Origin of the sequence: Candidatus Pelagibacter sp. (assembly GCF_052049575.1) — a bacterium.
GTDB lineage: Bacteria > Pseudomonadota > Alphaproteobacteria > Pelagibacterales > Pelagibacteraceae > Pelagibacter.
In genome coordinates this window covers 397246-408955 of the sequence record NZ_JBNGZQ010000001.1, presented here as the reverse complement: position 1 = coordinate 408955, position 11710 = coordinate 397246, and the positions used below count along the sequence as shown (strand labels likewise).

Genomic DNA, 11710 nt, shown 5'->3' with positions numbered 1-11710 from the left:
ACAATTTTTACGAAAAAAAAACAGAAATCTTGTAAATATTCTAATCGAATATAAATTTAGCTCATGAAAAAAGATTTACGATTTGATGTAGTTGTTATCGGAGGTGGTCATGCTGGTTGTGAAGCTGCAGCAGCCTCAGCAAGGCTTGGTATAAATACTGCTTTGTTTACACATAACAAAAATACAATCGGGGAAATGTCATGTAATCCAGCTATAGGTGGTTTAGGCAAAGGTCATCTAGTTAGAGAAATAGATGCTTTAGATGGTGTTATGGGAGAGGTTGCTGACAAGTCAGGAATACAATTTAGATTGTTAAATAGAAGTAGAGGACCGGCGGTAAGGGGACCACGAACTCAGTCTGATAGATCATTATATCGTAAATATATGCAAGAAAAACTTGTAAACTATTGTAATTTAAGCATTTTTTCTGATCCTGTAATAAAGTTTATTTTTGAAAATAACCAAATAAGTGGGTTTATAACACTTAAAGGTAACAAAGTGAGTTGTAACAAGTTAATCTTAACAACAGGCACTTTTTTGAATGGTTTGATACATATAGGTGATGAAAGAACTCCTGCAGGACGATTTAATGAAAAACCGAGTACAGGTTTAAGTGAACAATTAGAAAAGTATAATTTCAAAATTGGAAGATTAAAAACAGGCACACCTCCTAGGTTAGATTCTAGAACAATTAATTTTGAAAATTTGGAAAAACAGTTTGCCGATGAAGATCCATATTTTTTTTCTTTTCTGACCAAAAAAAATATAAACAAGCAGGTTTCTTGTTCGATGACTTATACAAACGAAAAGGTTCATAAAATAATAGAAAAGAATTTATCTAAGAGTGCAATGTATTCCGGGAGCATACAAGGTGTTGGTCCTAGATATTGTCCGTCTATTGAGGACAAAATAGTAAAATTTGCTAATAAGACAAGACATCAAATATTCCTAGAGCCTGAGGGTTTAAATGATTATACTATTTACCCAAATGGCATATCAACATCACTACCTGAGGTTGTGCAAAATGAAATACTCAATAATATCAATGGTTTAGAAAATGTAAAAGTAATTAGACCAGGATATGCTATTGAATACGATTATATTGACCCGAGAGAGCTCTTTTTAACATTGGAGACAAAAAAAATAAAAAATCTTTATCTCGCTGGTCAAATAAATGGAACTACAGGTTATGAAGAAGCAGCTGCTCAAGGCCTTATTGCGGGAATTAATGCTGCTTTATCTTTAAAGAACATGGAACCTTTTATTTTAGATAGATCAGACGCATACATTGGCGTTATGATAGATGACTTAGTCACTAAAGGTGTTGCTGAGCCTTATAGAATGTTCACATCTCGAGCAGAATATAGACTAAGTCTTAGATCAGATAATGCAGACTTAAGGCTTACTCATAAAGGAATTAAAATTGGTTTAATAGCAGAAAATAGAAAACAACTATTCGAGGATAAATTTAATAAATTAAGCAAAATATCTCTTCAAATGTCTAATTTAAACATTTCACCTTCTAAAGCAGATAAATTCGGTATAAAAATAGCGAAAGATGGTGTTTTTAGATCAGCAGAGGAAATTCTTACTCAAAAAAGCGTTGATATGACGAAAATAAGGAACATTTGGCCTGAAATAGCTGATTATGGGAATGAAATTGATGAGCAGATTGAGATTAACTCTCATTACAGAGGATATTTAAAGAAACAAAAGGCCGATATTTTAGCATTTAAACGAGATGAGAATTTAACAATACCAGATAATATTGATTATGATCAATTTTCAGGCCTATCTAATGAAGTAAAAGCTAAATTCAAAAAAATAAAGCCTAAAACCATGGGCCAGGCCCTAAGAATCGATGGAATCACTCCTGCAGCCGTATATATTTTGTTGTCACACGTCAAAAGAAAGTCTATTAAGCATATAGCTTAATGGATAACTTAATTTTAAATTCTTATTCCAAAATCTCTAATTTGAATGTTTCACGTGAAACTTGTAATGAGCTTGAAAGCTTAATTACAATGATACAGGAAAAAAATCAGAAAATTAACATTATAAGTAAAAAAATGTATGAAAAAAAGGCTATAAGAGAGCGTCATATAATAGATTCTGCACAAATCATTGATTTTGTTGATTTAAATTATAATACAACCTCTGATTTAGGTACAGGGGGTGGAATGCCTGGATTAATAGTGGCTATAGTGATGAAAAAAATTAAAAATAACATGAAAGTTAACCTTTATGAAAAAAGTTATCATAAATGTGTTTTCTTAAGAGAAGTTTCAAAAAAATTAAACTTAAATACAGAAATAATTCAGAAAGATATTTTTTCTCTTAAAAATATTGAAACTGGAACAATAATGTCCAGGGCTTTTAAGCCGATGCCAGTCATTTTAAACTTGGTTAATGAAAATTTTAAAAAATATAAAAATATTATTTTTTTTATGGGAAGTAGTGGAAGAAAAATTCTTAATGAAGCTCTTCAGGAGTGGGATTTAGATTATGAAGAAAAAAAAAGTTTAACAAACAACGACTCGTTTATATTAAACATCAAAAAAATTAAAAAAAAAATTTCATGAAAATAATTTCAATTATAAATCAAAAGGGTGGGGTTGGAAAAACAACAACCGTTATCAATTTAGCATCAGCGTTATCTCAACTTGGTAAAAAAATTTTAGTAATTGATCTAGACCCACAAGGGAATGCTACCACTGGATTAGGATTATCCAACAACTCTCAATCTGATCAAACAATTTATGGAATTCTTAATGGGACAATGTCGATTTCAAACGTAATCAAAAAAACAAACTTTCAAAATCTTGATTTAATATCATCTAATGTAGATCTGTCTGGATTAGAGGTTGAGACCGCTGGTGATAGTGATAGAGCCTTTATACTTAAGGCTAAATTAACCTCGTATTTAAATGATTCTAGAGGATTATATGATTATATTCTCATTGATTGCCCTCCTTCTTTGAGTCTTTTAACAGTAATGGCCTTGGTATCATCTAACTCACTGCTTGTGCCATTACAAACAGAATTTTTTGCTTTAGAGGGACTTACACAGCTTATGAAGACTATTGAGAGAATTAAAACTAACTTAAATCCTGAATTAGAAATTCAAGGCATACTTTTAACTATGTATGATCGAAGAAACAAACTTTCATCGCAGGTTGAACAAGAAGCGAGAGATTATTTCAAAGATAAAGTTTACCAAACTGTAATACCTCGAAATGTAAGATTATCTGAAGCCCCATCTCACGGTATTCCAGTATTGATTTATGACAAGAATTGTCCAGGTAGTAAGTCATATTATAATTTTACAGATGAGTTTATGGCGCAAGAAAATAAAGTTGGGAGTGCCGCATAATGAATAAAATAAAAAAAGGTTTGGGCAGAGGTTTATCTTCCTTAATCGGTGAAACTAAAGTTGAGAATAAAACAAATAATTTAAGTTTAGCCGAAATAGTTCCAAACAAATATCAACCAAGAAAGAATTTTGATGAGGAAAATTTAAATGATTTAGTTAATTCAATAAAAGAACGGGGTGTTATTCAACCAATTATAGTTAGAAAATCTAATACGGATAACTCTAAATACGAAATTATAGCAGGAGAAAGAAGGTGGTTAGCAGCTCAAAAAGCTGGTCTGTATGATATTCCAGTCGTTGTAACAGATGCTGATGATCTTAAATCTTTAGAATTTGCGATTGTTGAGAATGTTCAGAGACATGATCTTAATCCTTTAGAGGAAGCACAAGGCTATAAAAGACTGATAGATGAATTCGCATATGATCAAGATAAAGTATCAAAATTTATAGGAAAGAGCAGAAGCTATATTTCTAACTCATTAAGATTACTGAATTTACCCAAAGAAGTTCTTGATTTTGTTGAGCAAAAAAAAATCACGGCTGGTCATGCAAAGATATTAGTTGGACTAGATAATGCTACCTTTTTAGCAAATAAATTTATTGAAAAAAAATTATCTGTTAGACAAGCTGAAAATTTGGTTAAATTATTCAGAAAATCTAAAAGAAATACCTCAAGTAGAGTAGACTCAAATATAAGAGATTTAGAAAACTCTATTTCTGAAAAAATTGGACTTAGTGTCTCTATTAAAAATAATAAAAACAATAAGGGCACAATATCATTTTATTACAAAGAGCTTGATCAATTAAACAAGATTATTGATATAATTAAATCTGGATATTAGTATTTTCAACTTTATCTAAAATCATATTGTTAATGATTTGATTAGAAATCTGAGGATTTTTTTTAATTAAACTCTCAGTTTTGTTTAAATCTTCAATAAAACTCTCAATATCATTTAATTTCCATATTTTGATCTGTTGCTTGATTACATTTTTATCTTTCCAGAATATTGGAGGTTTAAATGAGTTAATTACTTGATCAATATTATTATTTTCGTTCAAATTTAATCTTAACTTTCTTAGTCTTTTTAACTTATTTAAAAAAGTTCTTAAAATTAAAATATTATCCTCACTTGATGGAATATTTTCATTAAGAATATTGAGAGTTCTTTTTTTATTTTTACTCAGACAATTATCTACTAACTCTCCAGCACTGTAATTTTCACTTAAGTTTGTTAATTTTAAAATATCTTCTAATTCTAATTTTTTATTCTTTTGACTTAGGTTAATAATTTTTTGTAATTCATTTTTAAGATTAATTCTATCTCCTTGTGATCTTTCAATTATTAGATTTAAATACTCTTGTGATAAATTTATTTTACTTTTGTTTAAAATATTTTTTGCAATTGTGATAAGTGTTTGTGGCGTGTCTTCGTAATAAGCAACAATCAAGACTTTTTTTTCTTTTTCAAAAAAATTTCTAATTTTAGATCTTTTATCTAATTTTTTTGCTAGTAATATAAGGATTATATCTTCAATTTTGGTCTCTAAAGTTTCCTTAATTAAATTAAGTATTTTGTCTGTTACATCTGAAATTATTATTAATTTTTCTTTTTCAAAAAAAGACTTTGAATATAATTTTTCAAAAAAAATTTGTGGATCAGCAATTAACTCTTTTTCTGAATACTTATAAGTATTCTCTTTGGTAAAATTCTTAAAATTTGTTTCTATGGTGTCTAATTTTTGTCCATCATTTTCGCCATAAAATAAATAGTAATTAAACTTATTCTTGTATTTAACTAGTTCATAAAATTTAGAGATCATTTCCAATTATGCTTAAAAAAATATTTAAATCTTGTAATATTTGTGAAATCATATTTTTCTCTAAATTTAATTTATATTGATTTAATTCAAATTTGTTGTTCATTGAATTATACGTCGTTTCTTCAGAAAACTTTTTTGAAAAAACTTTGTTATTTTCTTTATTTTTCAAACTAACATCTATCTCTATAATCAGTTTGTATGTTGATATATTCCCCTTTTTATCTTTTGCAGCGATAGCTTCTTTTTTTGAACTTGTAAAATTAAGATCATAAATGTTGGTTGATTCGTTGTTTTTTAATCTTTCAATACCTTTAATTATAGATCTACCTAATTCTTTATTACCTGAATAATTTATAATATCTAACTTGATTTTTGAGTTTTGATCTGTTTGATAAATAGGTATATATCCACAGCTTAGTAAAAAGAAGAAAATGAGTAAAAATTTTAAGTTTTTCATTATTCTTTTATAATAAAGTTAATTAATTTATTTTCTACATATATTGTTTTGATAATTTCTTTATTATCTAGATGTTTTTTTATCTGTGGATCATTTTTAATATCTTTCACCATGGTGTCTTTATCTAAAGTCTTACTTACAGAAAATACTTTTCTTTTTTTTCCGTTTATTTGGGTAACTATATTAAAAATTTCGTTTTCTAGATATTTTTCATTTATCTTAGGCCACTCAACTCCATCTACTTTTTGATTCAATTTATCAAGGCATTCATTGGAAAAATGAGGCAATATTGGATTGATTACTTTTAATATATTTATGTAATTTTTGTAAAAATTACTGCCCCAATCTTTTTTATTAATTTGCTGACTATAAAAAGCATAAATTTTATGTATTGAGGCTATAACTACATTAAATCCAAATCTATCTAAATCTTTTTCAAGTTTTTTAATTGTTTGATTATTGAATTTTTCAAGATTTTCATCAAACATAGAAAAATTTTTTTTGTTTTCAAGAATTTCGTTATTAAGCATCCAAAATTTTTGTAGAAATTTAAAAGATGCACTGATGCCAGTGTCAGACCATTGAATATCTTTTTCTGGAGGACTATCTGACAATATAAATAATCTAACTGCATCAGCGCCGTACATTTTTATTATTTTTTCAGGGTCGATAGTGTTTTTTTTTGATTTTGACATTGACTCTGAGGGACCAACAATAACTCTTTTTGAAGGGTCATTATTAACATAATAATTTTTGCCATCTTTGCTGAACACATCCTCTGGAAAAAGCCAATTATTATTTTCATCTTTGTAAGTTTCATGACAAACCATTCCTTGAGTGAATAAACCTTTGAATGGCTCTTGTAGTTTTATCTTTTTATTGTTTAAGCTTATAGCTTTCATAAAAAAACGTGAGTATAGAAGATGTAATATAGCATGTTCAACACCACCTATATATTGATCAACTGGCATCCAATAATCAATATCATCAACATGAAACGGTTCATTATTAGTTTTTGCAGAGCAAAATCTTAGAAAGTACCAAGATGAGTCTACGAATGTGTCCAAAGTATCTGTTTCTCTGATACATTTTTTTCCGCTGATAGTTATTTCTTTCCATTCTTTTTGAGCATCTAGTGGATTCCCATTAGTGTTTAGATCAATTTTGTCTGGTAGTTTTACAGGTAAATCTTTTTCAGGGATTTTTATGACGTTATAGTTTTCATCGTATGCGATTGGTATAGGACATCCCCAATATCTTTGTCTTGAAACTCCCCAATCTTTTAATCTAAAGTTTGTTTTTCTCTTTCCTAAATTTTTATCTTCCAAAACTTTTATTGTTTCATCAATAGATTTTTCAGGTACTTTTAAGCCATTTAAAAATTTTGAATTAATTATTAAACCAGGTCCAGTGTAAGCTTCATTTTTTACCTCAAAATTGTCATTTTCATTATCAGGTTTAACGACAGTTTTTATTTTAAGATTATATTTTTTTGCAAAATCAAAATCACGCTGATCATGAGCCGGACATCCAAAAACAGCCCCAAATCCATAATCCATTAAGACAAAATTTGCAAAGTATACTGGGACTTTAGAGTTATTGTCTAAAGGATTTATTGCTAGTAGATCAGTTTTATAACCAATTTTAGTTGCTTGAGCGATAGATTCCTCAGTGGTTCCAGTCTTAGAACACTCATTTTTGAAATCAATAAAATCTTTTTTAGTCTCGTAGTATTTTGATAAGGGGTGATCAACTGATAAGGCTAAAAACGAAAAACCAAATAATGTATCTGGTCTGGTAGTATAACATTTAATAGATTTTATATCTTTAGAGCCTTCAATCTGAAAATCTATCTCACAACCATAAGACTTTCCTATCCAGTTTTTTTGCATTGTTTTTACTTTATGTGGCCAATTATCTAAACTATCTAAATCTTTTAAGAGATCTTCAGAAAAATGTGAAATCTTAAAAAACCACTGATTTAATTTTTTTCTTTCTACTATAGCTCCAGACCGCCAGCCTTTGCCGTCAATAACTTGTTCATTTGCTAAAACTGTTTTGTCTATTGGATCCCAATTAACATAGCTTTCTTTTCTATAAACCAGACCCTTGTCGTATAAATCCAAAAATATTTTTTGTTGGTGTTTGTAGTATTCTGCTGAGCATGTTGATATTTCTCTGTCCCAATCAATGGATAATCCAAGCATCTTTAATTGATTTTTCATTGTCTGAATATTTTTTTCAGTCCAAATCTTAGGATTGAGGTTATTTTGTTTTGCAGCATTTTCCGCTGGTAGACCGAATGAATCCCATCCCATAGGATGAAGCACATTGTAACCTTTTAAAGTTTTATATCTGGATAACACATCACCTAGTGTATAATTTCTTACATGGCCCATATGAATTTTTCCAGAGGGATATGGAAACATCTCTAAACAATAAAACTTTTCTTTTTTTTTATCTTTGTCTGATTTAAAAGTTTTATTTTCAAGCCAATATCTTTGCCACTTTTCTTCTACAAGCTTAAAATTATATCGTTCCACAATTGATATGAATCAAGTTAATCGTTTTTATTTTTAATCTTTTTTTCTACCCTTACCTGATTTCATTTGACCCATAGGATAAGGATTTTCTTTCTTTCTTTTTTCAAGCATATTTTTTTGATATTTCGAAGCTTTTTTAAGAATATTTAAATTTAGGTTAGCAACCAAATCATTGTTATTTTTGCTAATAGAGCAATTAGTTAAATTTTGTGAACATTTCTTTAAAAAAACATTTATGTCTAAAGCATCTGATCTTATTTCATTAGTTAAAAATCTTACGGAAATTTTGACCGACTCATTCGGTGAATTATTTTCACTATACCAATCAGTAATTACTATACCTCCACTGTAGTTTGCTGAAACTAATGGCATAAAATCCAAAGTATCAAGAGTGGCTTGCCACAATGGGTTAGAGCTCGCAAAGTCATAAGTGGTGCCAGCCCCTTTTCCATCGAAAAGTCTAAATCCTTTTCCTTCCTCAATATTCTTTTTAACTCTTTGTCTCGGGTCGGGTGGAAAATCTTTAGCACTTACTTTTTTCGGTTTTAAAGCATTACATGCAGACTGAGTTAAGAGAATAATTACCGAGAAAAAAATAATAATGTTGCGTGAAGTAATCATATTAATCTGTTATATTCAGTTATTAGCACAAAATAATTAGTTTAAAATTAGAATATAATTAAACTTAAAAAAATGCCCATTTTACTTAGAAAAAGTGATGTAAAAATACAACAGTAGGACAATTTATTAGTTAAAATACTAATATTTTATAAGAAAAATATCTTTTTTTGCTAAAAACGATCCTGTTTATAATTAATTATAAAAAAGGAGTAAATTTATGAACAAACTAACTAAAGTAGGATTAACTGCTTTAGCTACAACATTAGTTTCTTCAGCATCTTTTGCTGGTGAAATGAGTGTATCTGGTAGCGCAAGTTTATCTTACACTGGTCTTAACACCAATTCAGATGTTAACCCATTTGCTATGGGTGACAGCATCAAGTTCAATGGTGGTGGAGACTTAGACAATGGTATGACTGTATCAGTTTACTACGAGTTAGATGGTGGTACTTATGATGACTACAATCTAAAACTTGGTATGGGTGATGCAGGTACTTTATCATTTTCAGGTGCATCAAGCTCTGGAAGTGGTGTTGACAAACTTAAGGACATCGTTCCAAATGCTTACTCAGCAGTTTACGAAGCAACTGATGGTACAGACAGTGGTTTGATTGATTCTTCTGGTAACAACCAAACTGGTCAATGGGGATATGATGTATCAGTAGGTAGTGTTGCATTATCAGCATCTTACAACCCAAGAGGAACTGCTCAAGGTGTTAAAGGTGATGCAGAAACTGGTTATGCTATTGTTTACAGTGGCTTAATGGATGGTTTAGAGCTAAGTGCTGCATACTTTGACGATGGTGAGGAAGCAGAAAACGAAACTTATGGTTTCAAATACACTGCAGGTTCAGTGACTGCTGGTTATCAAGTAACTACTGTTGATTACGAAGCTACAACATCAACTGACCAAGATGCTACACACTATGGTATCTCGATTGCAGTTAATGAAGAGCTTTCAGTAGGTGCTGGTAGACAAGAAATCGAGTTTGACGGTGCTGCTGATGATGAAGTTAACTCAGGTATTTCAGCTTCATACACGATGGGTTCAATCGCTCTCGGTTTGGCTATGAATACTATGGAGTCTAAAAATGGATCAGCGACTGCTAAAGATGTAGAAGCAACAGTCTTAAACGTTGCGTTCTCATTCTAATCATTTGATAGATTGATTTAAAAGGCCCCTAATAAATTAGGGGCCTTTTTTTTTCTCAAAATAAGAAATTCCAGCAAATCCTGTTGGATTAATTAATTTAAGTCTTTTAAAGTTTTTTTCATCAATTCCACCCAAGGCTATGTCTTTAATATTAGTTGCTTTTCGTAAGTTTAAATATCTAAAGATTTCTAATTTGTTATTTCTTTTATTTTTAAATAGAGGTGATAGGAATATTTCAGTAACTTTTTGAATTTCTTTAATTTTGATTTCTTTTACATTATGTGCTGATCCTAAAATTTTGAAATTTTTTTTTAATCTACCTGGGCTTAAAATTAAATCTTTGTTATTTGATGAAATATATATACCGTCAGCTCCAATTTTGTGTGCTAAATATACATCGTTATTTATATAAAGTTTTCTTCCGTTTTTATTACAAAAATTACGTAATTCTATTAAAGTCTTAAGCAAAGTTTCTTTGTTTTTATTTCTCCAAATTAAAGATATATTTTTATCTAAATTAATAAGATGCGAATAATTAAATTCATCTATAAAATAATACACTTGTAATTTTTTATGCATAATACACAAAAGAATTTAGTTGAAATTAAAGAAAAAATTAAGAATAAAATTGATAATCTCAATTACTCTAAATATGAACCGAAAGTAATTGCCGTATCAAAAACTTTCTCAGAACAAGATATTTTACCTTTAATAGAATATGGTCACGTTGAATTTGGTGAAAATAAAGTTCAAGAGGCTCAATTAAAATGGCAAAAGTTAAAAGAAAAGTACAATAACTTGAAATTACACATGTTGGGTAAGTTACAAACTAATAAAGTTAAAAATGCTGTTGAAATATTCGATTATATACATTCTCTAGATAATTTAAAACTTGCAAATAAAATTTCTAACGAAATTCAAAAAAAAACAAAAAAAATCAAAATCTTTATCCAAGTAAACCTTGGTGATGAGAGTCAAAAGTCAGGAATAAATCCTGCTGATTTAGAAACTTTTTATAATCAATGCATTGAATTAAAATTAAATATAATTGGAACGATGTGTATACCGCCAGATAATCAGGATCCAAAACCCTTTTTTAAACATCTACTTGCATTGAATCAGAAAATAAATCTCTCCGAAATAAGCATGGGAATGACTAACGATTATTTAGATGCTTTAGAATATAAATCAACATTTTTGAGAATAGGCACAGGGATATTTGGAAAAAGAACTAGCTAATTTTTATTTTTGTATTTTTATGAATTAATTTATTTAAAATAAAAAAATCTTTTTTTTTTATTGCAATACAACCTTGTGTAGGGGAATAATTTTTTGTTAAATGTATAAAAATTGCACTACCTTTGTTTCTATATGTTTTGTTGTAATTATATTTAATTACTATAAATAAATCATATTTGTTGTCTTTTCGAAAAAGTTTTTCATAACCTATTTTTAAATTTTTTTTGATCTTGATTAATTTATTATAATACTTACTTCTTGGATCATCACACCATCCCATATTTCTTTTAATTTTAATTGACTTAAGTTTAGAAATTGGTTTTTTAATTCTATCTTCCCTGTAGTAGATATTACCTAATTTGAAAATACCGATCGGTGTTTTATTGTCTCCTTCCTTTTTATCTTTGCTAAATCCATTTTTTCCAACTGAACATTTAAATTTAAAGTCATCAATCAAAAGTGTTTCTTTATTTTTGATAATAATTGTCATATTTTATTAA

12 protein-coding genes are annotated in these 11710 nt (G+C 28.7%); 6 read left to right on the top strand and 6 right to left on the bottom strand.

Annotated elements, in window-relative coordinates; translation table 11 throughout:
- The first annotated feature begins 63 nt into the window (after positions 1–63).
- Genes mnmG through ACTT9C_RS02085 form a run of 4 tightly spaced genes read left to right on the top strand, consistent with a single transcriptional unit; the run spans position 64 to position 4215 of the window.
- Complete coding sequence (mnmG, locus tag ACTT9C_RS02100; protein WP_440922854.1) at positions 64–1935, top strand: tRNA uridine-5-carboxymethylaminomethyl(34) synthesis enzyme MnmG; 1872 nt, start codon at positions 64–66, stop codon at positions 1933–1935.
- Positions 1935–2582 carry a 16S rRNA (guanine(527)-N(7))-methyltransferase RsmG gene (locus tag ACTT9C_RS02095; protein WP_440922853.1) on the top strand — a complete coding sequence of 216 codons (648 nt, stop codon included), beginning with the start codon at positions 1935–1937 and terminating at the stop codon, positions 2580–2582. Before mnmG ends, ACTT9C_RS02095 begins: the two co-directional genes overlap by 1 nt.
- The gene (locus tag ACTT9C_RS02090; protein ID WP_440922852.1) at positions 2579–3373 is read left to right on the top strand and encodes a ParA family protein; all 795 of its coding nucleotides are present in this window, start codon (positions 2579–2581) and stop codon (positions 3371–3373) included. Before ACTT9C_RS02095 ends, ACTT9C_RS02090 begins: the two co-directional genes overlap by 4 nt.
- The gene (locus ACTT9C_RS02085; RefSeq protein ID WP_440922851.1) at positions 3373–4215 is read left to right on the top strand and encodes a ParB/RepB/Spo0J family partition protein; all 843 of its coding nucleotides are present in this window, start codon (positions 3373–3375) and stop codon (positions 4213–4215) included. The genes ACTT9C_RS02090 and ACTT9C_RS02085 overlap by 1 nt, the downstream gene beginning before the upstream one ends.
- On the opposite strand, the gene holA is transcribed toward ACTT9C_RS02085, so the two are convergent.
- Genes holA through ACTT9C_RS02065 form a run of 4 tightly spaced genes read right to left on the bottom strand, consistent with a single transcriptional unit; the run spans position 4199 to position 8818 of the window.
- A complete protein-coding gene (gene holA / locus ACTT9C_RS02080) occupies positions 4199–5197 on the bottom strand; it encodes a DNA polymerase III subunit delta (RefSeq protein WP_440922850.1) in 999 nt (332 codons plus the stop codon). The genes ACTT9C_RS02085 and holA overlap by 17 nt on opposite strands.
- Positions 5187–5654 carry a hypothetical protein gene (locus ACTT9C_RS02075; RefSeq protein ID WP_440922849.1) on the bottom strand — a complete coding sequence of 156 codons (468 nt, stop codon included), beginning with the start codon at positions 5652–5654 and terminating at the stop codon, positions 5187–5189. The genes holA and ACTT9C_RS02075 overlap by 11 nt, the downstream gene beginning before the upstream one ends.
- Positions 5654–8197: a leucine--tRNA ligase gene (leuS, locus tag ACTT9C_RS02070; protein ID WP_440922848.1), complete on the bottom strand. Its 2544-nt coding sequence runs from the start codon at positions 8195–8197 to the stop codon at positions 5654–5656. Before leuS ends, ACTT9C_RS02075 begins: the two co-directional genes overlap by 1 nt.
- A 33-nt stretch (positions 8198–8230) precedes the next feature.
- Positions 8231–8818 (bottom strand): DUF3576 domain-containing protein, encoded by a 588-nt coding sequence (locus ACTT9C_RS02065; protein ID WP_440922847.1) that lies wholly within the window; start codon positions 8816–8818, stop codon positions 8231–8233.
- A 217-nt stretch (positions 8819–9035) separates the two neighbouring features.
- On the opposite strand from ACTT9C_RS02065, the gene ACTT9C_RS02060 reads away from it, so the two are divergent.
- Positions 9036–9971 carry a porin gene (locus ACTT9C_RS02060; protein WP_440922846.1) on the top strand — a complete coding sequence of 312 codons (936 nt, stop codon included), beginning with the start codon at positions 9036–9038 and terminating at the stop codon, positions 9969–9971.
- Positions 9972–10007: 36 nt separating this feature from the next.
- On the opposite strand, the gene ACTT9C_RS02055 is transcribed toward ACTT9C_RS02060, so the two are convergent.
- Entirely contained in the window at positions 10008–10550 is a 543-nt protein-coding gene (locus ACTT9C_RS02055) for a thiamine phosphate synthase (protein ID WP_440922845.1), read from the bottom strand.
- Between ACTT9C_RS02055 and ACTT9C_RS02050 the strand changes: the two genes are divergently transcribed.
- Positions 10545–11210: a YggS family pyridoxal phosphate-dependent enzyme gene (locus tag ACTT9C_RS02050; RefSeq protein WP_440922844.1), complete on the top strand. Its 666-nt coding sequence runs from the start codon at positions 10545–10547 to the stop codon at positions 11208–11210. The two genes, ACTT9C_RS02055 and ACTT9C_RS02050, sit on opposite strands and share 6 nt — an antisense overlap.
- Here the strand turns inward: ACTT9C_RS02050 and ACTT9C_RS02045 are convergent.
- Positions 11203–11700 (bottom strand): L,D-transpeptidase family protein, encoded by a 498-nt coding sequence (locus tag ACTT9C_RS02045; protein WP_440922843.1) that lies wholly within the window; start codon positions 11698–11700, stop codon positions 11203–11205. The genes ACTT9C_RS02050 and ACTT9C_RS02045 overlap by 8 nt on opposite strands.
- Positions 11701–11710: the final 10 nt, after the last annotated feature.